Consider the following 26,198-nt stretch of genomic DNA (forward strand, 5'->3'; position numbering starts at 1 on the left):
ATCACTACTCCCTATCAAAATATGTTCTACGCGCTTCTAATAATTCCTCTATTACTTGTTCAAGTTCACAAATCTCTTTGCTCTTGAAGCTCACATAAACCGTAGCCAAAACATAGGCTGCATAGAAAACTTCCTCTACTGTACGCTTTTTTCTTCTACGTTCACAAACTAAGCGATCATGCGTCAATCCCCAGCCTGCATAAAAGGGCATCCCAAAGCAATGTACCTCACAGCCGCACATTACCGCCTCAAATCCCATTTGACTACTCACCACATAGACCTTATCCATTTGTTGCAGCAAATCTATAGGATTGATTGCTTCAGTCAAAATATGAATATTATCCATTTCTTGCACATCTGCAAAATGTCCTTTACTGATTACAGGATGTGCCTTTATGTATATCTCTGCATCAGGATTTTCCTCTACAGCGGCTTTAATAATATCTTTGAACGTATTTTCATCATTTGCCATACCAAATTCAATAGATTTATCACCATAAACTTGATCAACTACCAAAACCTTAATTGCACGAGCAGCAGAAATCTTTAATCCCATAGGCTGACAGTTATATTTGCTGATTTTTTCCCTTGTAATAATCTCCATCAAAGTTCTGGCACGAATAAATTCTTTTTCATTTAATGACCAATTTGAATTTAGAATATTTTCAATGCGCGAAGGCACATGCGCATTCATATAAAGGCTACCTTCATCAAAAATAATAGAATGCCTAAATGTAAACTCTCTCCCACCGGTCCCCATAAAAGGTTCTATACTATTGATAAATCCTTCCTCTGCAAAAACAATATCTATTCCCCGTTCCTTTGCTTCCATAGCCGCTCTCTCAGTCAAATAATCAATACGCGGTCTTAGGAATATAAGCAGATCATTTTCTTTTGGCAATTGTGCATATCGCACAATTGTTACTTGCTTTCTCACTATACTTTCAATTATTTCTTTACCATGATTTGTATTAATAACAGGCATTTTGGCATTCTTTATTTTGTAAAGGATTTCATTATTAACTGACATTTTACTTCCTGAAAAGAACATAGTCAAAAATGCTCTATATAGAAGTTGCCTTTCCAACTGCCAATTTTTATAATAAATATGCCCAAGTATTTCCATACATTCCTGTTTCCATTTAGAATCATTAAAGCTTCTCAATTCAAATTTATTTTTACTTGGAAACAATAAATCATTCAATAATATATATCTTTCAATTCCAGCTTCGTATAATTCATCAACAATCATTTCCGGTTTATCTGGTGTTACAATCACAATCGGTTTATCACACATACTCAAATATGTAGAAAAGGAAATAACCGGAACACCATGCCAAATAGATCCATAAAATTCTTCATTACTATCTACTACAGCCAACAATTCAAAATCTGTCAAAAGTTCGAAAGCTTCTTCCGCCCGACTTCCTTTCCCCCAAAAAACGACTTTACGTTTCACTATGTTATCCCCCCTTCCCTAAAGCGTCCATTCCTCAATTTTTTTCTTACTCACACGCCAAGGATGATCATACGTTCTCTTCTTCACATTACAGTAGCGGCAGAAATGTATTGGCTTAGCTAAAAATTTTAATATTTCATCAGCACTTTTAGCTTTATAAATATCTATGCCATCATCATCTGCTAAAGGGACATTTTTCTCAAAAAAGCGATTGAACGCTTTGATATTCGGTGCAATACTACAAGTATATAGCCTGCCACGCTCCAATGTATGACAAGAATTGGCGTTAGCGCAATGCAGAAAACTATCCACAGCATTCTGTTTACCAGTCAAATCCAATGGAAAATGCCATAAAGACCTGCCACTTTCCGACGACCCCAAATATTTCCAAACAATGCCCTTTTCTTCAACTTTCTTCCGCAATGCATCATAATCGAGCTTTACCGGATATTTCGTAACCAGCAAACCAGTTTTATTCTCTTTTAAAACAGACCAAAATATTTCGTCCATCTTCCCCAAGAGAATTCCATTCGTAGCAATGAAAACCTCTGTATCTGGCATACATATACGGGCAATTCTCACATATTCAAGCAAATCCTTATTTAACAACGGTTCACCACCTAGGAGGATTATTCTATGAATATGACCTGCCATCACATCCGCCAGGCGAATCATATCTTTCTTAAAAATATCCAACTCCAATGTATCAGCCTCAGCTATAGGAGCAAAATGATCGCATCCCGTACAGTTTAGATTACAATCCTTATTTATATTTACCTCAACATGGATAGAATCCAACGCTGTCATTCTCTGCTTCTGTTCTCTGGCCAGCTCCTCTCCTATAATATCATCTGGCAAATCTAAAGAAATATTTTCTGTGGGAATTCCAACATCGATTAGTTGCTGATACATTTGTTTGCTATGTCGCAGCGAAGCCACTATGAAAGCAGCATCATTATAACCAGTCACAACATCTTCTAAGGATAAAACCATCACTCCACCATGAATGCCTTGCTTATCCTTGGAATTATCACAAAAAAAAACCCTCTTATGACTGTCTTCTTTTTTTATTCGTTCGTATATTTTTTTTCCTACAGCTGCATAGCCAAAAATAATCAACGGCGTATTAGATTCCTTATCAACACTCATGACAGCCCCCTTACTACCAAAAATTCATCCACTTTCTTCATCACCATTTCCGGTGTTATCTTCCACATACAGTCCGGCATCTCCATTCCTTTAGCACACACATCGAAACCATCATAAAGACAATAACATCCATGACAGTCGCCCACTAGGATATTGATATTCTCATCATAGCCAAAATAATCAACAGATGTGGGGCCAAAACACACCACACATTTAGTTCCCAACTGTGTTGCTAAATGCACCAGTCCACCTTCCTTGTCCACGTGTAGCAAACTTTCCTTCAAGATGTATTTGACCAGTTCCAAATTTTTACCCAGAAAACACTTATCGACCTCATTTATCTGCACGGTTTCAGCTGAACCAAGCTGCACAATTTTTATTTTCGGATACTTTTTCTTGAAGAGTTTTACAAATTTTTCCACATACTCAAACGGCCAATCCTTCGCAATGCCATTATTTTTATTAGAAGCCTCCACCCCCCCGCCATAATTAATGGTGATATATTTTCCCATTAATGCAAGATGTTCATATTGTTTCTTATAGACCGGATCTAAAGGTATAGAAACCTCATGTCCTTTGATATTCAACACACCTGTATAATTCAAATAGTTATAATAATTAAGCCCCAATAACTTCATTCGTTGGAAATGCACGTATTGCGAAGTTACGCCCATCACGGACAGATTATATTTATTCACTGCCTGTCGAAAATTCATCATCTTTTCTGCGAACTCAGAATTATAGTCTTCTATTTCCTCTTCATTAAATGCATCCACATTCAGCATAAATAAGAGCATCGAAAAAGCTAGACTATAACGTGATTTATGCTTGGCATAAAGCGCACCACCATCATTGATTACGGCATTAAGGTTTGGCTGGTCACGATAAACAATTTCTATCATGTCACTTGCGCCAGGAGAGTATATGTCAATCCTGCAATTTGGTGCCATGGCTACTAGCTCCATAAAAAATTTTTTCTTTACAATAGCATCTCCAAGTCCCGTCCCATACCTCAAGGCTATGGAGATGCCATCATGCAAATAAGCAAAATCATACATAATTTCTCTATCTGGCCTATTACTTGCTGTCAACACTTCCACATCTTTGCGCGGTTCGATATAAATAATTTTTTTTGCAGCTACCCCAAAAGAAATCAGTCGCTTGATTACGGCACGAACGTGTGTCCCCATCTTAAAAGCCAGCACTATAAAATCAAAAGATAATGACAAAACTTTTTCCACAGGATACACAGGAACAATCATAGGCGCGTATTTCGCGTAAGACCTATCAATAAAAGCCAATACTTTACAATATCCAGATGCCATCAACTGTTCAAGATACTCCTGCCCTACATCTCCCGCACCGTAGATAACGATACGACAACCTTTGGGTACTTTTTCAAAAGGAAATAGGTACATATACTTTTGAGACATAGCATCATCTACTTTCTATAAAACCATGTATCATTGCTTTTTTTAGATTACGTAGCGTAAGCCAATCACCATCATTAAATCCATTATTGCGGAGATAATCCTTCATCTCATTTTCGTATTTCCCACTAGCGATAATAAACCTTCCTTTATATATGTATAAATCAGTATAAGAACATATTGATTGTATGGGAATCCCAATATTAGTTTTTGTTTCTTTAATATGATTATCAAATATTTTTTCAACTCTTATATTTAAATTTAATAAAAGGTTTATTAACCTTTTACCATCCTCTCCATATCCCCAAATCACGCATTTTTCTTCAACAATCTTACGCATTAATAATGTAGCTTTTCGATAGGAAGATTTCCGTAAAAACCGTTGACAAAGATAGTTAAAAACATTATTAATTCTTGGTTGGTAGGGATCTGCATACTCTTCCCTTGAAGGAAGATCATATCCGTAATTCTCCACGAGTGGCTTAACTATCGAATACTTTCCTTTAAACCATCCATGACATCCAAAAGGTAATATAGTATGAATTTTTTTATAGCAATGCATAATATCAGAATCAATTGAAAACTGTAAGGCTGTACTTATGTCCGGTACATTTAACAAACCAATTTTTCCGCAGTAGCCAAAATATAAATCTTCATATTTCATAAATACGTTAGATAATGGATGTTTTAATATCTCATTTTTCATCTTCAAAACTCTAAGCATGGCATCTATCCTGCGTAACGATAGTCCACCATTGCCAATTCGAGCTCCTAAATCATGCCAATTTATTGTCCAACGCGAAAGTGGTGCGCCCATATAATCATATCCCATAGAACAAAAATATTCTAATTTATCATAGAACACAAATGCATCAAGCTGATAAATTAGTATATATTCATATTCTTTAAATCTACTATAAAACATTGGTTCTAAAAGCAAATTGCTATATGAATCAACACTTTGGAAATATTCATCTGCAAAGCACTCTATCCTACAACAGTTCCGCTGCAAATAACAATCATATAATCTATATGGGATTATTACAAAAATGGGATAATTTACCAAAACCTTTTTCAATTGCTTTAATGATATTTTTTCTAATTCAGATAATTCTTTTTTATATATCGGTACAAGTATAGCAACATTTCCCGTCTGCATCTTATATACTCCAATAAAACATACTAATTCGCAGTCATTTTCTCACCAAGGATATACAATCTAAATTCTCTACCCCGCCCCAATCCACAATTTCTTGATGTACAATTTCCAGACCAGCTCTATGCGCTAAATACGCAAATAAGTTTTTACTCATATAACTTCTTCCATGCGGTGCATTTGCAAATGTGGCCTTATAATCAGAACAATTATTCGAATGATGGAACAATCCCATACCACCTTTTTCCAAGACTCTAGCACATTCCTGCAAATACGAAGCTATATCCATAAGCTCAAAATGAACCATTGCATCATATGTAAAAATTGCTGTAAATGAATTCTCTGGCAACTCTGATAAATCATATCCATTATTTACATAATAGCTTATGTTTTTATAATTTTTGAATCTATCACGACATTCTTCTATATTCTTTTTCAAAATATCAACCAATATAACTTTTTTTGCTAAATTGATATATTGTGGTACATGCCTACCTCTTCCACAAGCAAGTTCAATGATTTTTTCATGATTCATCTTCATAAACATATCTCTACATATTCCATCTCCCCAAAAAAATTTTAATGCCTCATCTGTTTCTGCAACCTTATAATAAGAATCCATATGTCCAATATGGAAAAATGCACAATATTCCCTATTATATTCTACTCTACTCATATCAAGACATTTAACACAATACTCCTCAAGATTATGATATACTTTTTCTTGTGCAAGTAATTCTCGTACTTCGTCAACATAATCCCCGCCTACGCCAATCAAAAAGGAAAGACTTGTTTTCTTAGCTTCATCTATATCTATCACAGGAATATTATCGATTTTCCCCAATTGAACTGCATTTCTATCACAAAATGCATATACTAAATATGCATAACCTAATCTACATAAAAAATTATATATATTTCTCCCTTTTCTCCCAGCTCCATAAATAATGATTTTAGATTTATTTTTTTCTTCCATTGTTATTTCTCCTATGCAAACTAATCTAAAATAGTTCGCTAACCATTTTTTAATGTTATAGCAATTTCTTTTTCTAATATATCCCCCAGTATTTTTAATGTAAAATTCGCTTCATAAACCATTCTACCTTTTTCTCTCATATAACTCAACTGCTTGTACCTTTTTGCTATATCATTTATTACACCAGCTAATTTTTCTGGACTATCACTAGGAACAATAAATCCACTTTCTCCATTAGAGATATAATCTGCTATCCCAGTCTTATCTGTTGTAATACAGATTTTTTTATTCATAAGTCCTTCAATTACAGCTATCGAAAGAGTCTCTTCACGTGATGAACAAACCACAACATCGATTTTCCTCATTATATCTTTAAATTTCTCACGAGTTAGCAATCCTACATATTCCAATTCAGGATTTAATTTAATTTTTTCGGCTATTTCTCTTCCATAACAATTGGTTATATCCATTTCTCCGATAAACATTATTTTAATTTTTTTTCTCACATTCAACGGTAACAACTCTAATGCCCTTATTATAACATCTTGACCTTTTATCTCGCAAATACTACCTATAACAGCAAAATTAAGCGTATTTGATTCTTTCTTTACACATTTAATGTAAAAATCAGAAATCCCCAGACCCATTATATCATTAACTCTGTTTGGATAGTACTTATTGAAATTTTTTGCTGCACTATTAGATACTGCAACAATTCTTATTCTTTCCATCTTCTCCACAGTATTGTATACTTTAAATCTTATAGTATATAATTTATATACTTTCGAATAATTATCACTAGCCTCATGAATCCACCATAATACAGGAAAAAGATTACTTAATTCACATGCTAATCGTATATTAGAAAAAGTATTTACTATGACTCCATCAAAATTTTCGAAATCAACTAAGTCTTGAATCGAGCAATGTTTTATTTCCGGAACAATTAATATATTTACCTTTTCTTTAAAAAAAATATTTCTAATTTCCGGATTTACATATGGTGCTGCTAACATAATCTTATATCCACGTTTAGACAATTCCAGTGCAGCATTAACAGCAGCTATTGATGCGCCATCATATTTCACCGCATTTGTAATAAACAAAATGCTTTTTTTTACTTTTTTCGACATACAATTCATATATATTTTTCGATATTTTTTTAAGTATTGTCCGCGATATTTTTCGAAAGATAGAATTTTTTTCTCATCTACACCTAAACAAATTAATTGTTCTTTCATTTCTAATTGTTTCACACTCATTGTAACCACATAATCAAATGTTATTTTAGTGATTTTTTTCGGTAAATAAACCGGTTTATTATCTATTATCTTTATATTATCAGCGCGATTATCTATAAAACAAAGCACTTCATCTTCATAACCAGCAACTTTAACGACATCTCGCTTAAAGTTCGAGTAAATTTTTCCACATCCAAAAATAATTATTCGCATTCTCATTGAGACTCCTACTAGACTATATAAGTAAGTATCATGCAATACTAAAACTTACTTTATCTAAATTTATCCAAAAACTCATTTGGTTGATAAAAAAATTCCATATTCTTTTCTATTTTTTCTTCGGACCAATTCCACCATTTAATTTTTAATAAAATATTTCTATCTTCCTCACTAAATCTATAGCGAATCACTTTTGCTGGTACACCACCAACTATAGCATAGGGTTCCACATCTTTAGTAATTACTGCACCAGCTGCCAACACAGCACCATCTCCCACCGTTACGCCAGGCATGATAACTACATTAGCACCAATCCAGACATCATTACCAATATTAACCATTCTGTTATCTCTTATCTCACTATTAGAAAATGATGCATTATCATGATGTTTACCATACGTTCTTATCATTCTTTGTATTTCACTATATTTAGTATTTAGAAACACTCCATAAACATCTAAAATAGGATGTGTAGAAATGCAATCCAACGAATGATTATTACAAACCCGTGCAGTACCATTAATTGAACAATATCTCCCTATATTGGCCATTGGAAAATACTCTAATAAATATTCATATCCGTATGTAAATCGTCCAACCTTACACCCACGATAAACAATATCTTCCCTATTAAAATTTTCATACACATAGCAAAAATCAGCATCTTTATATCCATATGTGTATAATGTATTTATTAGCTCGATATCTGTATCTAAAATATCGATAATTATATAGCTATTAGGCACATCAATTTCATCCAATAAAAACACCGGCAAACCAAAATAGTCTTCGAGACCATCATTTTTTCTTTTATCAATGAATCCAACTATTCTTATCTTATTTTCTACAAAAAAATCATATGCTTTTTTACCATAATCACCAGCACCATAAAGATATATATGACGCGAACGACTATTATTAATTATTCTATTTAATTTTCTTTCACAGCAAGCTAAATATCTTTTTTCTACAAAACCATTATACATATCAATTACTTCCAATTCTAATATAAAACGATCAATAATCTATTTAAAAATCATAAAACGTATCACATTTTTTACACAAACAGATATTTTCTCTCCCCCTATATATACATTCTCTTATTTTTTTATATTTCTCACCATACCAAATTTCGCATATGCTTTGATTTCTTAAATCCCCTAAAGTAACTTTTCCTAAAGCATCATTGCAACAAAGAGAAACTTTACCATCAGGACGTATTATTAATTGCCTAAATGGCAGTAAGCATTTTTCCTTTGGGTAAGATATAATACTTTTCCTATTTGGTGCAATTCCTCCTCGTGACGTAAGAATCTCATGAGGATCGCGTAAATGTACAGTTACCTTTTGAGCAATTTCCGGATGTTTTTTTTCATATTCTACTAATTCCTTTACAATAGGTATGAGCATATAATTCTCCGTATAATTATCTATAAATAACTCATCTAAATACGGTAAAATATTTAAAAGTAAATCCATTGTCAAAACTGTTCCGTTGGTAAAAGTATATAAATGAGCAAACGGTAACTTATGACGAGCATATTTTGCTTTCTCAATTATATTAGTATCTAAAAAAGGTTCATTGTTGGAAAATAACGCCAACTTACCTCCATAATGCAAATCATATAATTCATCAATTATCTTTTGGAATAAATCATAATCCATTATTTTTCGTTCTCTTATATCTTTTCCAACACTAACCGGGCAAAAATCACAAGTTCCATTGCATCTATTGATTGTTTCTATTTCTACCCATCGAAAAAGTAAATCTTTTTTATAAATTTTATCAACATTATTGTTAATATATTTTATCATTGATTTATTATCATTTTTCTTATTCCATGACTGCTCTGTATTCGTCACTTTCTCACTAGTCGTATAATCTTCAAGAAGACAGTTACAATTGCTAAACATTTTTTTTCTAGGGGTAAATACACAATATTTTTTCACCCCTAATTCTAATAATTGTATCTCCATGTCATCAACATGCATACCTGCAATCCATACTAAGTAACCATCTTTTTCATCTAATAAAACATTTACAGGATATATATTGGTCGAAAAAATTTCCGTATTATGTAGCTTTATATTATTATCAACAAAGTAATCCACATCTCCACCTAAAATCGAATATAGTTTTTTTCCCAATCTCCCCGCACCGAAAATAATATTTTTCATTTCTCCGTATCACTCCTCATTGCTAATTTCAACTTCATCAAAAATCTATAGGCGGAATAATCTACAGTATTACACATCATCTCATGCAAAAAAAAGTAATCATTATCATGAGGATTTTTCTTAAAATATACATCACCTCTTCGAGATTTTGCTTCATACTCACAAAACGATTTTGTAAAGTAATGATTAATATGTGCATCCATTGGTGATTTTTTTATAATATGATGATTATAAAATGCTATTTCATCATAAGTATTTACAGGTGGAATATTCTCCATATCTTCATATTTACAACGTAGCGAATGATGCCATGCTTTATTCTTTATAGCAGAAAAATCTATATCAAATGCTGTATTCCAAAAACATTTACCTATGCGAAATAACTTAGGAAATCTTATTGTAAAATCTTCTATGACCAGTCTTTTTTCGTCTCTATTCATCAAGCCAGACGTTCCAAATAGATGCCAATAAAGCAATACTGATGGACGTTTTTTAAAATTCTTTAATATATCATAAATATTATTTTGCCGATTGAGAATAACGAATTCATCAATATCAATAAACCCCAACCATTCCGTTTCATTTTTCGCTATTTCACTTCCATTTTTATAAGCTTCTAACTGTGCATGATTTTTTTTCCATTTTTTTAGCGATATAATTCCCATATTAATATAAGGTTTTAATACTTCAACACTATTATCAGTCGAATTATTATCATACATATAAAAATGATCAATTCCAATTAATCGATGAAATTCCACCCACTCTTTTAAATATTTTCCTTCATCTTTAAAAATACTACACAGCGATACATGATATTTTTTTTTCTCATATTTAATTTTTTTATTTTCCAATTCATATTTTATTATCATTGCTTTTAATGTATCTAATATTTTATACTTATAGTATTTCCAATCTTTATTTACAGAATCTTCGAAAATAAAGTTGTCATCTTCTTTTATTATTTTTACATTTGTCATCTATATACTCCAAAGGTATTAATCAACGCTCTTTTTATCGTACTTGTCCTTTACACGTCTTGTAACTTCCATAAATATTTTGTCTTTTACATCATCTAAATTGTAAAAAACCTGCATGCTTGTCTCAAAAGATGATACATCGTACGAACACGGATATTTATATATAAGAAAATCTATTGCTAAATTTATACAAAATTTCAATGTTTCATTCTTTAAATAAAAAAAATCTTGCATTGAGATAGCATCTTCACGCATGAGCTTCATTAATATAAAGAGCCATTCAACTCCAAATGCATAAAATAAATCATATTCACCTTTTTTGGTATGACTACTAGGAATCTCATCTATCAGCTTTTTATCATCAATTATATATATTCTATTTCGCTCCCGAAATAAAATATTTGTATGTGGAAACAACTCATTATACTTTTCATCTGATGGTATATTTTCAAAATCTTTTTTCCATATCGCCATACCTGTAGACCAGGTTCCATATATCTGAAGTCCATGAACAAACTCTGAAAAAGTTTCGTATCGAACTATGCTATCTTCCATATGCAAAGTATTATTTGAAAAATATATAATCGGCGGCTGAATTTCATTTTCATATTTTTCCGCATAGTCAATAAAGTATTGAAGAGTACCAAAGCGCAATTTTGTACGATGATTAATGAATTTTATAAATTTTCCAGAGGCCATCTTGTAAGCCTCTGGTTCACTCAAAAAAAGCAACTTATCGGTACGCTTATAATGAATATTGTCATGTTTGGAACAATATTCAATCATCTTCATTTGAAATAGCTCGTTATTTCCATTATCACAAATATTAACTTCAAATAAACCATCATCTATATTTTGCTCATATATACTATCTAATACAGGAAATATCCATTCTATGACACCATTTGTTGGTATACAAAGCGAAACCAAACATGACATATACATCCCCTCTTTATACAAACTATTATACATATTTATATATGTTCATTTCAGACAAATATAGATTAAAATCTCTAATATATTCACTAGCATCATAATGCGTACTTGCTAACACAAGCATTACAGAATCTGACGAAAAGTCATACATCTCTTTCCAAATCATTTTAGGAATATAAACACCTGACATCGGTTTATCTAAATTAACGATTATTTCTTCCTTGCCATCGGTAATACGTATTTTACTGCGACCAGCAACATTAATTAACACAAATTCTGATTTTCTATTGGCATGTTGTCCGCGAGTAATACCATTACTTGAGTCATACATATAAAAAATTCTCCTAATCTCAAAAGGTATATCTTTAGCCCCTTCAACCACGACCAGTTTTCCACGCTCATCTCCAAAATCACAAAATTCTATGATAGGACATTTTTCTTTGAGATTCATTCGCTATCCCTCCTAAAGCAGGATTTCTATATAATATAAGGCTCTTTTTATGAGAATTAAATTTTTTTCTTTAATAAAAAACCTTTATCAATAGTATCTTCAAACATAATTCCTCTTTTTATAGGGATTTGCCCCCCACGGTATATCCATTCCCAAACAATTTCATATTTGCATTCATTGATAAACTTTTTAAATTCTATCTCTCCTAAAACAGTAACTGGATAAGTTGCTTTATAAATACTAGCTGGAACATGCTGTAACATTATCTGACTAGTTCCTTTTCTTTTCTTTAAAAATGCGGTTTCATCTATAATAACATAATCAAACTTTTTTGAGAGTAAATTGCCGAACCATTTATATGGATTATTTAAATATTGCAATACACCTGATAACAGCAATACATTAGGTGACAAATCTGATGACAAAGCTTCATCTACATTATAAAAAAAATTCAACTCTGGTACTTTTTTTTTACCTCGTTTCACATAATGCTCTTGTTCTACAATACACCACCCCATATCATTACTATCAATAATATCACGATAACGAAAATAATTACTTCCTAAAGAACCTCCAAAATCTAGTATATTTATTTTCTTTAATTTATCTTTAACATAAAACAATGACGCTAATAGCTCAAAATTATAATTCGGTTTATAAAAACAAACACCATCCTGCTCGTATAGGGCTTTGCCCTTTCTTACTTTCTGAGTTGCTTCGTCAACTTGATCGATGATATTCTCTGCAGCATATCCTTGTTGTACATTTATACTAGCCTCGGCCTCTTCAAATGTTGAATAATTTCCATAATAATACAAGTGATCTTTTCTTTTTAAATAATACTTTACATTTGATATTATTGGAGGCATTAATAATCTTTTTGCTTTTTTTAAATAACCCATTTTAACCCCTCATTATATATACTAAAATTAATTAGTGCCCTCTTTTAGCATATGCAGCATATTACTAGCACACTTTTTTTCATTTTTTTTAGCACTTACTATATCCGCCCTTATACAATACTCCAACATTTCTATATTATCTTGTAAAACTCTTTCCCTCACAACCTCTTTATAGGCAATCTTTAAAAATATTTTTTTTAATTCCTTCATATCGTAATTCATTATTTTTCCTATAAAATTGTCGTTTTTATAAAAAAAATATTTCCCATTAGATAATAAAACAATATATACATTATTCTTCTTATCTATTGCAGTTACCCATTCATCACTTAGCTTATCTTCTCTATCCAACATTCCAATTTTATGATATAACATTCTTTTTCTAGCTTGTTTTTTCGAACATATTCCTAGAACATTAACTTGTCCCGGTAAAAAAATTATACTATTTCTACACTGCATAATTCCATAAAACATTCTTTCTTTCATACTAATATTTTCTAATAAAAAATGTGAATACACACGTCTATGAATATCATAGCATAATATTTGATTCCCTTTAGAACAAACAATCCATATCATTTGGTCAACAAAATCCATTGTGTATATTCTTCTATCACCAGGTAATTTATCCCATCTAATAGACCATGTATTTATATCTATTATCCCTAAGTCATTACCACAAGCCAATGCAATAATATTACTCTTAATACATCCCCATTCTACAATATATCCTCTTATTTCTAAGTAAATCACTTTAAATTTATTTTTATTTTTTTCAAATTGTAAAATCATATCTAATCGTGGAGAAATGAAAAATATACTATTTTCATTTTCCAACGCATATTCAAGGAAAAAACAAATATCCGTTTTCTTTAGCCCTACTAAAATAGTAGGATCAGCTAAAAACTCTCTTGTATGCAAGTTAAAAATTAATACTGGAACATTTTCCTGTCTTGGCACAATAATGATTTTACCATCAAAAAATGCTAATGCACCGTAAGCATATCTTTCCGAATAACTGTTAGGTATAATATCTATTATGCTCGTTTTCCCGCTATGATTATCCATTTGGCACAACACTTGCCACCCATTTATTCGCTGAGTAAACCAGGAATTACTTTTGCCATCTGTTGTTAAAAAATATGAATCTAAAAACAAATCAAAACTGATATCTACTTTCCTATAATTTTGGAGCATTACTGGCTTTTTTGTCATTTTATACAGCCATACCAAGCTACTTCTATCACCATAATAAGCATCTGAATATGCTATCGCGCGATTCATATCAGAAGTATCATCGAAAATTCCCCAACTTTGCTCCTTATACTGTTTTTCTAAATCACAAAATTTCGTATAAAGTTCCGGTCTTACTGTATTGATTGATATTTTTAACAATGGATGTGGTCTCCACCACAACACCACATTGTCCCTATCCTTAAAATAGACAAAAACAGATTTTAATTTATCGATATAATATTCATCAAATTGCATCATATCATTTATGGATGTATTATAGAGAATGACTTTTTTGCCTTTTATTTTTTGTTCCCAGTCTGCAGGGAGGGTATAATCCTGACGACTGGTACTTAAGACTTTATCAAATTTTGGGGAACCAAATGGCAAAAATTTTCCCTTAGGATCTCCCCAAAGATAATTCTCTTCATATTGTTTTTTTATGTTTTCATCTTGAACGATTACATAATCTGCATAACGAATCGCCGGAGCCTGACATTTATCCGGGTTTATGCTATCTCCTACAACAAAATATGGTACATAAATCAATGTATCTGTACATTCTTTTAACTTATCGGAATAAAAATGCATATCCACAGACGTTGCTATGTTCTCGCCATCATAGGGGTTGTGTATGAAAATAACATCCGGTCTGACTGCAGCTAAATCGACATTTCGATAATCCACTACCGGAACACATTTCGAAAAATCCTGCAACTCAAAGTGCCATTCTTTAGCACTGGTATCTATGTTTCTCTCTGCCCAAGGAATCGGCATTACATACGCATTAAAATGTTCATCTTCATTTAATACCTGCCAAATGCTTTCCAGGCTGTCCCACATATCTAACTTGTATGGTAAGAAATAGACCTCCTTTTTCACTTCTTTTTCTGTTTGTAGTTTCTTTATTAAAAAGTCTGTTAATTCGATACATAATGAGGCAATCACATCATTTTCGAGATTTTTTTCATTGTGTAGGTTATTAATTTGAGACAAACCAAGCTGTATCCCTTGAAGAATCTCCATATACTCTCCAGCTCTTTTAACGGAAAATTGTTTTTGAATCTGATAGATTAATTCTTCCACTTTATTTTGGCTAGCAAGATAATCCGGTATATATCGAAAGGATTTAAACTGCATAAATATTTTTTTTATTTCATTAGTTTTTACTATCAACACATCTCGTTGAATTCTGTCAATCATATTCGTTTACCTTTCTGATTTTTCTAACTATAAGTATCTTCTATGTATTTATAGTTCAGAAATTTCTTCAATCACCCTGCATGTATATATACAGAACCTTATAGCCATCACAACACACTTTAATTTCAAGCGTAATGCATATACTACTTTTCAACAGGTCCTTATGGATGAATTCATAGGCTGGACGATTTATCGTTTATTCTTTTTGCCATTTATACAGCTAAGACTAAGTTCAAATATTTCCATATTTATCTTATTAATATTATATGGCTTACCATATACGCACGATGAACACGGAGTATCATCAACTTGTGCCAAGATATGTTTTTCTCTAAGTTTTTGCATCTTTTTACCCAACCAAGCTTCTTTAACACTCATTTCATTAAGGTTCTCAACAATCAAACGATTATCTGCTTCAGAACAGCAAATCGCTAAATAGCCTTCTGCAGTAACATTTATAGAATTCCAAAGCACCGAACAAGGTACCGTATGCTTTATAGTAAACGTATTGATGTCTAAATCTGATAAATCACAGTAGATATTTTCTACTGACTCTTGTCCAGCGTATGTACAAGGGTAGTAAAAAACAACTTCATCGCAATATCTTGACACGCTTTCTTTTAACAATTCCAGTTCGTCATAATTATCCTTGATTCCGACACATGAGACAAAAATTTTCAATTTTTTGTTCCATTTTTTTTTCCATTCAGCCGCAAATTTTAATGCTGCGAAAGCTTTTTCAAAATCATCTGCTCCATGTACTTTTTTATAGGTTTTTTCCGTCCCTGCATTGATGGAAAATTTTATGCTATCCAAACCAGCTTCGAATATTTTCGAAAGCAAGTTTGGCGTAGCTAAAGAACCATTGGTTGTCAAGAATATGTAATCATACCCCTTTCGTTTGCTTAGATCTATAAGTTCAACAATCCTATTGTAAAGTAGTGGTTCTCCATTCATATGAAAACATATATTTTTATTACTACCTAAGAAATCCGCACATTCTGTAATAACTTTTTCAGCCAACTTGTAATCAATCATTTTTGCAGTTCTATTGTGATGCTTATTAGGGCAGAAAACGCATCTATGATTACAAGCATTTGTGACTTCCAATTGCACTAAAACATTATCAAAAGAATTAAACCGCGTATTTTTCACCACAGCCAATTTATTAGAATATCTTTCGCTTAAATTCATTATAATCATCCCTCAAATACATCGATACGAAATCATACATCATGATTGCTTCTTCATATTGCTTATTTCCTCCAAATTGGCCAGCACAGTTTCTAACGGATCATAAAAAATAAATTCATCTCCATAGAAAGGATCTCTTTTTTTATATTCATTCACTAATGCTGGAAATTCAGTGCATCCTAACACTATATTTTTTTCTCCATATCTTCGAATAAATCTCAAATATTCCTCTGCCATCTCATCACTATAATTATTCTTCTTAACAGCCTCAATATATTTTCTTATTTCCTTCCATTCAGATTCAGCTGGCTCTACAGCTTCAATCCCCATTTTTTTTAATTTTTTTGTATAAATTTTTCTGTGCAATGCCCCCTCAGCTGCGATAACCAGCACCTGATTAATTTTATCATTTTTTAATTTTTCTCCCAAAGCATCGATAATACTAACAACTTTTTCTTTTGCTTTAGGAACTTTTCTATATACATCTGGCAAGAATGCATGTGCTGTTCCACACACTAAAACAATAGCATCAACATTTTCTGACAACATCATTCTTATGGAATGAGCTATTGCGTCGACTATTTCATCCCAGCCTTCTCCGGTCAACAATGCCTTCGTACGACTTGGCATCGAAAAATTATTATCCATTATTACATGTGGATAAGAACGTTCTGTATCTAAAGAGAATCTCTCTAACAACCTTCGAAAAAAATCAATGGTGGCATAACCGCCAAACCCTCCCAATATTCCCAATTTCATTGTATCACCCCTTACTATTTTTGAAACAACCAATAATAAGTTTCCGTTTCACTTCGTTTCTGTATTCCTTCTCCCCATAACGCTCCTTGATCATAGATATTCCAGCATGGCCAACATACATTCCACAATTCATTATATTCTTCTTTACTTCGATAGATAGCACTATAATTACTTAATAATTCCTCTGAGTATATATTTAAAAGAGTCAATCGTGATTCTTTCCCAACTGTTTCCTTTACATACACCCTTCCACTTGGCTTAACTAATTCTTTTATCCCCTGCAAGCATGTAGTTATATCATCATCATTTATATACATCAGCACGCCATTTATTAAGACTAGGTCGAAATACATATTAACCTTAGCAGCTGACAGCATATAAGCTAAATCTTGAAAAGATGTGTGTATAAATGAGACATTTTCATTTCCTTGGAAATGCTTTTCAGCGATATCCAGAATTTCTTTACAATAATCTGCACCTATATAACTATATCCTTCTTTTCCTGAAAAATAATCCCCCCATCTGCCGACCCCACACCCTATATCTAGAACATTCTCTTTTCCATTCAATTGTAATAATGGAATGATTTTTTCTTTTTCACATTTATCTCTCATTAAAACCAATTCTGGATTTGCATCTTGATAATTGGTATAATTATATCTATACGGTAATTCTTTTTTTACCCTATTAGAAAAAAACTCTTTTACATTTTGATCATCTATGTCTATAGCATCGCCTTTAATTCTATCCATTAATTTGCTCCTTAAAATTCTTTAACAAATCTCATAACCTGTCTATAATCCTCATAAGTATCAATATCTCTAGCTCTAATTTTAATCCCTTTCATTGGCAAAAAAGGTTCTAATTGTTCATAAACGTTCCCTGTGATATTTTTGATATTTTCACGTCTCAAAACACATGGTCCTGTCCATTCAAAGCCACCACATTCCCGAGAAAAAGACGCAACTTCTCCAGCAGAATTTAGATTTAAATATACAGCATCCTCCGAATGATTATCTGCATACGCTATCCATTCTCCATGTGTATGTAATAACTTTTTTATATCATCCGGATGAACCAACAGGTCTCCATCATACTCCATAACATATTCTTTTGCATCTTTACCACCTAAATAATAACTCATACCGGTTTTCGTCTCAAAATAATTATGATTAAATACAAAAACTGTATCTGGTCTAATTTTTCTTACCACTTCTATTACTTCATTTGCTTGAAACCCCACCACCACTCGCACATCTTCAACTTCAGCAAACTGTTCCAATTGCCATTGAATCAACGTCTTACCGCCAATATCAATCAATGCCTTTGTTGAACCGATCCCTAACCTTGAACCAATCCCCGCACAGCTTATTACTACCGATTTATCAGTTATCATATTATTTATTCCTCGCTAATCTTTGATTCAATTTCGAGTATTTGTCTAAGTTGTCTACATAATGTTTTTTCTTCATAAACCAGATAGTCTGCTGCTGCTATTGCTGACATAGCAGGTTGATGAGTCAACCCAGAAGCTATTGCTATATCGGCCATACGCATAGCCTCAGCGTCATTATTTCCATCTCCCACAAACACCACACGACATCCTTGTTTTTGGTAATATTCTACTATATCTTCCTTTTTAATTATTTTTTCCAATTTTATTATCTTATCAGAATCAACATTAGCTTCAGATGCGTATAATTTACATCCGACTCTACCAGCTAACGGCTCAACCCAATCAAATATATTTCCTGTCACTATAGAACAGCAATTACTATTTTTCTTTATAAAATCAACCACTTCACTATACAATTCAACATTATACAACAAGTTTCTAACTTGTGATATTGGTAAATTTCTCAGAATAAACACTCTTTTTATAAACGATTCAATAAATGGGATTTTCCCTTCTATTGTCTTTTTTGTTAGTCCTGAGATTTCTTCAGATACCGAAAAATATTCAGCTATCAATGGTAACGTCTCAATCTTAGTTATAGTTCCATCCAAGTCAAACAAAAATTGTGGTTTCATTTTTTCATTCCTTTAAGTCTTCTAATTCATGATAAATTTTCTCACTTGCTAAACAGCCATTATCAGACAGATAATCGAGGTTTTTATAAAAGAACTCAAGTCGGTGTACCTTTTCATCATCTTTTTCACTAAATAAAACTTCTTCGATAAACTTAGCAATACCGTTAAAATCGTGACCATTTACCTGATATAGTCTTTCTAGTAGTGCTTCACCAAATCCATTAAACTTCTGCTCTTCCCGTCGTAAAAATAGTATCGGTTTATGTGTATACTGATACTCGACCAAAAAGGAACTGCTATCGAGAATCATTGCATCAGAGCTAGAAAAAATCTCCTGATAATATCCCCCCGTAAACACCTGAGCATTTGGTAAAGCATCCCATTTTGCTAAATATGCGTTGTAATCATCATTGGATGCAAACACACCATTACTAACTGCTGATATTGAAAGATTAGGATGTGGCTTTACTACCCAAGAAGTTTCTGGATGCTGTCTAGCATATTCCAGCATAAATGCATAGTTCCAATGAAAGGTAGAGAATTTTGCACCTGCTGAAATTCCCCAATGTGGAGCATAGATTATTTTTACAGCATTGGAATTAGTTTTTTTCCACACAAAACCGTTGTGATTATTTTTATTATAGAAATAATCTGTACGTGGATTTCCTGTTACGCAACCATATGTAATTCCACCACTGGCGTATTGTTCAAATAATGATTTTACATAATTCGTACTAAAGAAAATTTTCCAACACAGAGAAAATAAAGGTAAGTTATACGATTTATACCCATTTCCTTCCCATACATAGAAGCCATACGGAATATACGCTAACAGCGTATTCATCGAAATATTTTGTGGTTGCATTAATGTCGGAAACACATTCGTATATGGTGTCATGTAAAAGATAAGATCATTGTGATCTATATTTGCCGTATTATGTGTCACAGGAACAACCTGCATACCTTTTTCTCGAAATACCTTTATTCCATTTTCAAAATCTTCCTTGATTTTTTTATTACATGGTACATCTGCACGTAAGCAAAGATATATCACTGGCTCAAAACACTTATCATGTACAAGATATTGATATAAATCGTCCCCACACCACATAGAATAATCATACAAGAAAAAAGCCACTCGAATTTTTCTTTTTTTCTGTAATAACTTAATCGTCTTTTGTAACATATCCTTTTTATATTGTTGATAGTCTTCTTTGGATAATGATTGTATTTTTTCAAACAGATATGCATAAGTTACCTTAGCTGGCTCTATTTGATCAGCTCTAGGTAATACATTACGATTACGCAATTGATCAGCTAATTCGTTTGAAGCCAAGCGAGCGCCTTTACGATTCAAATGTGCAACATTATAAAAGCAGCTATAGTCAAGCTTCATGTCAAACAAATCAACAAATTCAAAGGCATACTCCTGACGTATCTTTTTCAGATTTGTATATAAAGTTTCTAAAACATGCGTTGGATATTGCTCCTGTAAAATCCTAGCAAATGGCCACATTAACAAAACAGGTACAGCATGATGTTTATGACAAAGTGCAATATAAGCCTTTAAAAATTCGACATTACTTGCAACCATATTCCCATTATCTTTTTTATCATGTTCTGGATAATCCGTCTCAATATTCAAGAAATCTTCTATCGTAAAATTCTGGTTAATCCCTGATTTAGTTTGGTTATAATTAGCATCAGCCTGACTTCCTGTGATATTAAAATATATATTACGCATCCAGTCAGGCAATAAATAATGTACCAGCCGTGCCTTATTCGATTCACCTGTCGGAGTCCCCAATGTAAGCTGATACATTAAATCAACATTTTTACTTGAAAAGGTATATTTCCGATAATAATGCAACGAATATGGTGCTAAGCCAATCAAAACAAATTTTATGCTACCTTCTGGCTGATGCGCAAACACATATTGAGCTGTCTGATAACCAGTTTGTAAATCTTGCGAACTAAGCGATAAATTTATCCCTTCACATCCTGGCAGACATAATGTGTCCAAACCGACCTCTGTATATGAAATACCTGTGGCAAAATAGTCAAATGATTTCTGTTCTGTCAGACGTAAATTTTCCATCCATAAACGCGAAAAACCATACAACACACTATAATTAACGATTCTATCTCGCTTTATGCCACTTCGCTCAAGCCATTTCGCCATCTGTCCAAGCTCTCTCAACCGATGCTTAAAACCTGCCAAAAGCCAATATGCTTGCGAATAGCGGGTTTTAATACCTAGAAAATCCGAAAATGGACAAAATAATTCCCTGCTTATGTTTAGTTTTTCCAGCGGAAGCATTTGTGGATAATCTACCAACACTGCGCATAATTCAACGCGTTCCAGTCTAATTGTCGATAATATAGATTCCAATTGCCGCTGATTTAATACCAGTAAAACAACTTGTATTTTTTTCATAATCATGTCCCCACTATCACATTACAGTTTCCCATTTTCTTTTTTAATGTATCTATATACTATGTTGCATAATTATCAAGTGAAATACATTTATACTGCTCTACATAAATTGCATCTATCTCTGGTTTCTTTGTCACTATATTCCGCAGAATGTTAAAATACTATATCAGCATTAAGAAAAATAATCCACTCGCCAGGAATATGCCGTAAGGCAAAGTTATGTGCTACGGGAAAATCATCTACCTCATTGTCCACAATATAACAATCAGGAATTACCATGACACGTCATCCCATTTTTAAATGGCTCAATAATACAAAATCTGTTATCGGTAGCTTTGCTGCAATGGCCTGCGCTTTCTCTAGGTTCCCCAGAGCTTTTTGCAGCACAACCATATTGCGAATAGTCATTTCGTCCTGTTCATCATAAGCCAAAGCCTTCTCCAGATAACGTTCCGCCTGGAGCAACTCATTGCTTACATAAAATCCGCCAGCAAAACGATTCAACAAGCCAATCTTTTCTTTTACAGATGCATGGCTTGCACATATTTCTGCTAAACTGTCCTGCTCGGATTCAGCCAGTTCCTGTTGCTTGGGTACGAATTTTGACGGCAGATACTGCGACAAAACTGGATAATCCCGCGCAATCTCCGCTTCATTGCCAAAGGAATTTTCTAATACTAATTGTCTAATCATTTCTGTTTCATCATCAGACAAGTTCTCCTTACCATGCTGTAAAACATATTCCAGCAACGCAAAACCACTATCAAGTTTGTCTGTATGAAAGCATAGGCGCGCTAATAAGATACGCACTGGCAAATGCGTCGGTGCAAACTTCAACGTATTCTCTGCCCATACAACAGCCCGCTCATTATCACCTAACATATAGTAACTATACGCACCGGCATACATAGCGTCAGCATCGTAGCATTTTTTACTAATCAGTTCAGCTAATTCATTAATTACTTCACTATACTGTCGCTTAGCAAATAACTCTTGCAAATTACTTTTCAACTGAGCATTTTGCTGTGTGCCCTGTTTCTTTTTAATTTGTCTACTTCTTTTCCCCATTATTCTCCCTGCTTTCTTTACGCTAAATCCATTAGATATGCATATATTATATTTTCTTTTTCTTGTGAATAATCTGTTCTTTTTGATATCGTCTTTCCGTTTTTTATCCTTTCATATGCTTGTAGCCATTGTGTTGGCAGCTGTTTACGATACAAATCATCTGACATATTCATCCTTGATAACAGCCAACTGCGCAAACCATATAGTTCCTTCAGTTTAGCTTCCACCTTATACACATCTTCGTAAATATCCTCTCTCTTCGTCCATTCTGTTAAACCTGCCTGACGTGCTGCATTCTGAATAAATTCATCATCAAAAGGTAAATTATAATATCGCTGTAAGAGTTGCATAACATCTGTCTTAGATAGTGTTCGCATTGTACTCAACAGTTGAACCAAAAGGCCTGGCTCATAACGATCATATCCTAGCCCCTTTACAAAATAATCCAATGCTTCATCCACACGATTTCGCCTTCTACAGATTATCCCATATTGCATGCACGCCTGAGCATTCACTTGCAAAAACTGATTGGCCTTTTCTATACTGTTTTCTTTTTCTTTGGCTGCCAATAATTGAAAACCTTTGCTAAGATGCTTTTCTGCGGCTAAATATTCATGCCAGCGTGCATGCAAAATCCCTTGCAATAAATAATAAGCTCCCTCGTTAGGATTGCGCTCTTGGCATGACTTTAAGAAATTAATTTGCTCATCATGGCTCCGATTTAATTTAATCATTGACTGTATTGCTATTAGTTCAAGTTTCCCCTCCATGCCTAGACGCTTTATTCCGCCCTCCATCGCCCACATCGCATACTCCAAAGCTTTATCGTATTCTTCCAGTCCATAATAACAATCTGCCAAATAACTCTGTAATTCTGCATCATCCGCCTTTTCTTTTTTTTCTTTTAGCAAAATCTCCAGATTTCGTTTTAATTTTTTCTTTATAATATGATACGAATATCCTGTATGAACTATTACTATCTTATCGTCGTATAACAGTTTGTTCCGCGAATCTCCAAAATTTCGCAAATACTCATGTATTTTACCTTCAAAGCAAATAAATGGCTTTCGACGAAAAATACGGAGTTGGTAAATGATGCTAATTACCCGGTTATTATGATCTGTATCAATGTTAACTAACTGACAGAACACCCCCATCGCCCATGGATCTTTATGATACTTTCTGATAAGATTACGAACAGCCGTATAATCCCCTTCCCGAAAATATTCATCTGCATCCATAAAAATAATCCAATCCCCTACGGCTTGCTTAATCGCATAATTTTTAGCACTAGCAAAATCATTATGCCATGTATAATGATATACCTTAGCACCGCCACGTTTTGCGAGGGAAACTGTATTGTCTGTCGACCCAGTATCCACAACAATAAACTCGTCTGCAATATGCCGTACACATTCAAGCCAACGGGGAAGATTTTCTTCTTCATTTTTCGTAATTACACAAGCAGATATTCTCACCATTTATGTCTCATCCCCAGCCCATTTTATATAGGAGTCCATTTCATTATTCTGCATGCCTGCATTCTTAGCTCGTGAAAAGCACTCCAATGCCAGTAGGTTTTCATGCCGATAAAACAAACATACACCAGCAGCATACCAATACTCTGCCTGTATCCAATCGGAATCTGCAGGTATCTGTTCCAATAGCGACCAGGCTATTTGCCACCGTTCTTGTTCTAGTAGCAAGTTTATTGTCTTATAAAAACAATCTGCTGTCATTCGTAGAGACTGTTCCGTGTAGTAATGCCATTGTTCTGCATCACCATATCGCAAAACATACACCAACATAGTCAAATATGTGTCTGTCATATTAATCGGCATCACATCTAACAATCCCAACTGATATTGCCAAAAAGCCTCATAATCAACGGGTAAATACGATATCAAACGAATCAATGTTTCATCGCGTTTCGCAGTAGGTCTTTCTTGCTGCAAACGTATTATAAGCTCAATCAACTCCGGTAAAACTTTACTTATAGCTATTCTATTTTGCTTATGCAGTTCCAGAATCTCTTGCTGTCGTGCTAAATCCCATTGTTCAGGATAATGAATTTGTTTTTTCACTGCCCGCATCCTCTGTTCTATCTGTTTCATCTGTTCTAGCGTCAAAAGCTGTGGCTCGAGACCATGCCGATAGTTTTCACACAGGTGTAAAGCTCGCTCAAAGGAACGGTATGCACCAGCAAAATTCGCATATGATACATAACATTCTGCCAGTTCTGCATGAAATACGGGCAGTTCTGGAAAATTTTTTACGGCTGACAAGACCACCTGCAAACGTTCCTGTATATACTCAGGATACTTCGCATATAAACGAAGCAATAACATCCATGAGCGACTGGCATAGATAATCGAACGACGACCTTGTTCTATATCTTTCCTAGCATAATATACCGCATGTTCCCAATCCTCCAAACCATCATAAGCCTCAGCCAAATACATATAAACATCCTGTGATGGCTTATCCAGCTCTAGTTCCGGAAGCAACATACGTAAATTTCGTTCAGCTTTTTTCTTCATTCTACTCTGTGTATAACCTGTATGAAGCAACCATCCTGCACTAATTGGACAATACCCCACCTTACTAACGGTTTTACCTTGAAAAAACAACTGTTCGTGAATTTTCCCCACATAACGAAGTTCCTTATGATTTCGCATTATCCTAGGTGCCATATTTTCCATCAGAATTTGCCCGGTATCCATGTCTATATGCTTCATCCACATCATAAGAACCAGCTGTTTACCATTATCTCTTAACCAATCCATCAATCGCTGTCTGTTACTATGCTTCAAAATCTCATCTGCATCCAAAAAGATAATCCAATCCCCTGCAGCTTGCTCTATGGCATAATTCCGCGGTCCAGAAAAATCATCCTGCCACGCATAGGAATATGCTTTTGCCCCATATGCTCTAGCTATGGCTAAAGTTTTGTCCGTTGACCCCGTATCGACTATAATAATCTCATCAGCAATTGCTTTGATGCCCTCCAAGGATGAGGGCAAATTTTTTTCTTCATTTTTTGTTATATAGCACACAGAAATTTTCATAGGCGTCTCCTAACAAGGTCATTCCTCTGAAAAACATTTATATATATTATATTCGTCAAAGTATAAAAAAACCCTCTCCCAAAGGAGAGGGTTTTCCATAACTTGGTAGTCAAATCCGCTACCGAGAT

The 26,198-nt window shown here is 33.5% G+C and carries 22 protein-coding genes; all 22 read right to left on the reverse strand.

Annotation, left to right across the window (positions count from 1 at the left end):
- Window positions 1–4 precede the first annotated feature (4 nt).
- The 22 genes from T320_RS13950 to T320_RS06705 all read right to left on the reverse strand — a co-directional run bounded on the left by T320_RS13950 (window position 5) and on the right by T320_RS06705 (window position 26,070).
- Complete coding sequence (locus T320_RS13950) at window positions 5–1,459, reverse strand: capsular polysaccharide export protein, LipB/KpsS family (protein WP_051608640.1); 1,455 nt, start codon at window positions 1,457–1,459, stop codon at window positions 5–7.
- Between the two features lie 18 nt (window positions 1,460–1,477).
- Entirely contained in the window at window positions 1,478–2,608 is a 1,131-nt protein-coding gene (locus tag T320_RS06605) for a radical SAM protein (protein WP_051608641.1), read from the reverse strand.
- Window positions 2,605–4,041: a hypothetical protein gene (locus tag T320_RS06610; RefSeq protein ID WP_037354207.1), complete on the reverse strand. Its 1,437-nt coding sequence runs from the start codon at window positions 4,039–4,041 to the stop codon at window positions 2,605–2,607. Before T320_RS06610 ends, T320_RS06605 begins: the two co-directional genes overlap by 4 nt.
- Before the next feature lie 4 nt (window positions 4,042–4,045).
- A complete protein-coding gene (locus T320_RS13955) occupies window positions 4,046–5,197 on the reverse strand; it encodes a DUF5672 family protein (RefSeq protein ID WP_051608642.1) in 1,152 nt (383 codons plus the stop codon).
- 34 nt (window positions 5,198–5,231) lie between these two features.
- The gene (locus T320_RS13960) at window positions 5,232–6,170 is read right to left on the reverse strand and encodes a class I SAM-dependent methyltransferase (protein WP_051608643.1); all 939 of its coding nucleotides are present in this window, start codon (window positions 6,168–6,170) and stop codon (window positions 5,232–5,234) included.
- 38 nt (window positions 6,171–6,208) lie between these two features.
- Window positions 6,209–7,624: a glycosyltransferase family 4 protein gene (locus tag T320_RS06625; RefSeq protein ID WP_037354210.1), complete on the reverse strand. Its 1,416-nt coding sequence runs from the start codon at window positions 7,622–7,624 to the stop codon at window positions 6,209–6,211.
- Window positions 7,625–7,683: 59 nt separating this feature from the next.
- Window positions 7,684–8,616, reverse strand: a complete 933-nt coding sequence (locus tag T320_RS14955; protein ID WP_231465856.1) for a CatB-related O-acetyltransferase — start codon at window positions 8,614–8,616, stop codon at window positions 7,684–7,686.
- Window positions 8,617–8,659: 43 nt separating this feature from the next.
- Window positions 8,660–9,808 (reverse strand): radical SAM/SPASM domain-containing protein, encoded by a 1,149-nt coding sequence (locus T320_RS06635; protein ID WP_037354213.1) that lies wholly within the window; start codon window positions 9,806–9,808, stop codon window positions 8,660–8,662.
- Window positions 9,805–10,788 carry a glycosyltransferase family 92 protein gene (locus tag T320_RS06640; RefSeq protein WP_037354216.1) on the reverse strand — a complete coding sequence of 328 codons (984 nt, stop codon included), beginning with the start codon at window positions 10,786–10,788 and terminating at the stop codon, window positions 9,805–9,807. The genes T320_RS06635 and T320_RS06640 overlap by 4 nt, the downstream gene beginning before the upstream one ends.
- A gap of 18 nt (window positions 10,789–10,806) precedes the next feature.
- Window positions 10,807–11,727, reverse strand: a complete 921-nt coding sequence (locus T320_RS06645; RefSeq protein ID WP_037354218.1) for a hypothetical protein — start codon at window positions 11,725–11,727, stop codon at window positions 10,807–10,809.
- A gap of 25 nt (window positions 11,728–11,752) precedes the next feature.
- Entirely contained in the window at window positions 11,753–12,175 is a 423-nt protein-coding gene (locus T320_RS06650) for a sugar 3,4-ketoisomerase (protein ID WP_037354220.1), read from the reverse strand.
- Window positions 12,176–12,231: 56 nt separating this feature from the next.
- Window positions 12,232–13,077 carry a methyltransferase, TIGR04325 family gene (locus T320_RS06655; RefSeq protein ID WP_051608644.1) on the reverse strand — a complete coding sequence of 282 codons (846 nt, stop codon included), beginning with the start codon at window positions 13,075–13,077 and terminating at the stop codon, window positions 12,232–12,234.
- A 27-nt stretch (window positions 13,078–13,104) separates the two neighbouring features.
- Window positions 13,105–15,513 (reverse strand): CDP-glycerol glycerophosphotransferase family protein, encoded by a 2,409-nt coding sequence (locus T320_RS13970; protein ID WP_051608645.1) that lies wholly within the window; start codon window positions 15,511–15,513, stop codon window positions 13,105–13,107.
- A 189-nt stretch (window positions 15,514–15,702) separates the two neighbouring features.
- Window positions 15,703–16,707: a radical SAM/SPASM domain-containing protein gene (locus tag T320_RS13975; RefSeq protein ID WP_051608646.1), complete on the reverse strand. Its 1,005-nt coding sequence runs from the start codon at window positions 16,705–16,707 to the stop codon at window positions 15,703–15,705.
- Window positions 16,708–16,746: 39 nt separating this feature from the next.
- Window positions 16,747–17,466, reverse strand: coding sequence for an aspartate/glutamate racemase family protein (locus tag T320_RS06670; RefSeq protein WP_037354223.1), 720 nt, complete (start codon window positions 17,464–17,466; stop codon window positions 16,747–16,749).
- A gap of 14 nt (window positions 17,467–17,480) precedes the next feature.
- Entirely contained in the window at window positions 17,481–18,218 is a 738-nt protein-coding gene (locus tag T320_RS06675; RefSeq protein ID WP_037354226.1) for a class I SAM-dependent methyltransferase, read from the reverse strand.
- An 11-nt stretch (window positions 18,219–18,229) separates the two neighbouring features.
- Window positions 18,230–18,862 carry an NTP transferase domain-containing protein gene (locus T320_RS06680; RefSeq protein ID WP_037354229.1) on the reverse strand — a complete coding sequence of 211 codons (633 nt, stop codon included), beginning with the start codon at window positions 18,860–18,862 and terminating at the stop codon, window positions 18,230–18,232.
- Between the two features lie 5 nt (window positions 18,863–18,867).
- Complete coding sequence (locus tag T320_RS06685; RefSeq protein ID WP_037354232.1) at window positions 18,868–19,497, reverse strand: HAD-IB family phosphatase; 630 nt, start codon at window positions 19,495–19,497, stop codon at window positions 18,868–18,870.
- A gap of 4 nt (window positions 19,498–19,501) precedes the next feature.
- Complete coding sequence (locus T320_RS06690) at window positions 19,502–21,934, reverse strand: CDP-glycerol glycerophosphotransferase family protein (RefSeq protein ID WP_037354234.1); 2,433 nt, start codon at window positions 21,932–21,934, stop codon at window positions 19,502–19,504.
- A 285-nt stretch (window positions 21,935–22,219) separates the two neighbouring features.
- Window positions 22,220–23,002 carry a tetratricopeptide repeat protein gene (locus T320_RS06695; RefSeq protein ID WP_037354236.1) on the reverse strand — a complete coding sequence of 261 codons (783 nt, stop codon included), beginning with the start codon at window positions 23,000–23,002 and terminating at the stop codon, window positions 22,220–22,222.
- A 17-nt stretch (window positions 23,003–23,019) separates the two neighbouring features.
- A complete protein-coding gene (locus tag T320_RS13980) occupies window positions 23,020–24,483 on the reverse strand; it encodes a glycosyltransferase family 2 protein (RefSeq protein ID WP_051608647.1) in 1,464 nt (487 codons plus the stop codon).
- The gene (locus T320_RS06705) at window positions 24,484–26,070 is read right to left on the reverse strand and encodes a tetratricopeptide repeat-containing glycosyltransferase family 2 protein (protein WP_037354238.1); all 1,587 of its coding nucleotides are present in this window, start codon (window positions 26,068–26,070) and stop codon (window positions 24,484–24,486) included.
- Between the last annotated feature and the right edge of the window lie 128 nt (window positions 26,071–26,198).

The organism is Selenomonas sp. FC4001, assembly GCF_000701565.1.
Classification (GTDB): domain Bacteria; phylum Bacillota; class Negativicutes; order Selenomonadales; family Selenomonadaceae; genus Selenomonas_A; species Selenomonas_A ruminantium_B.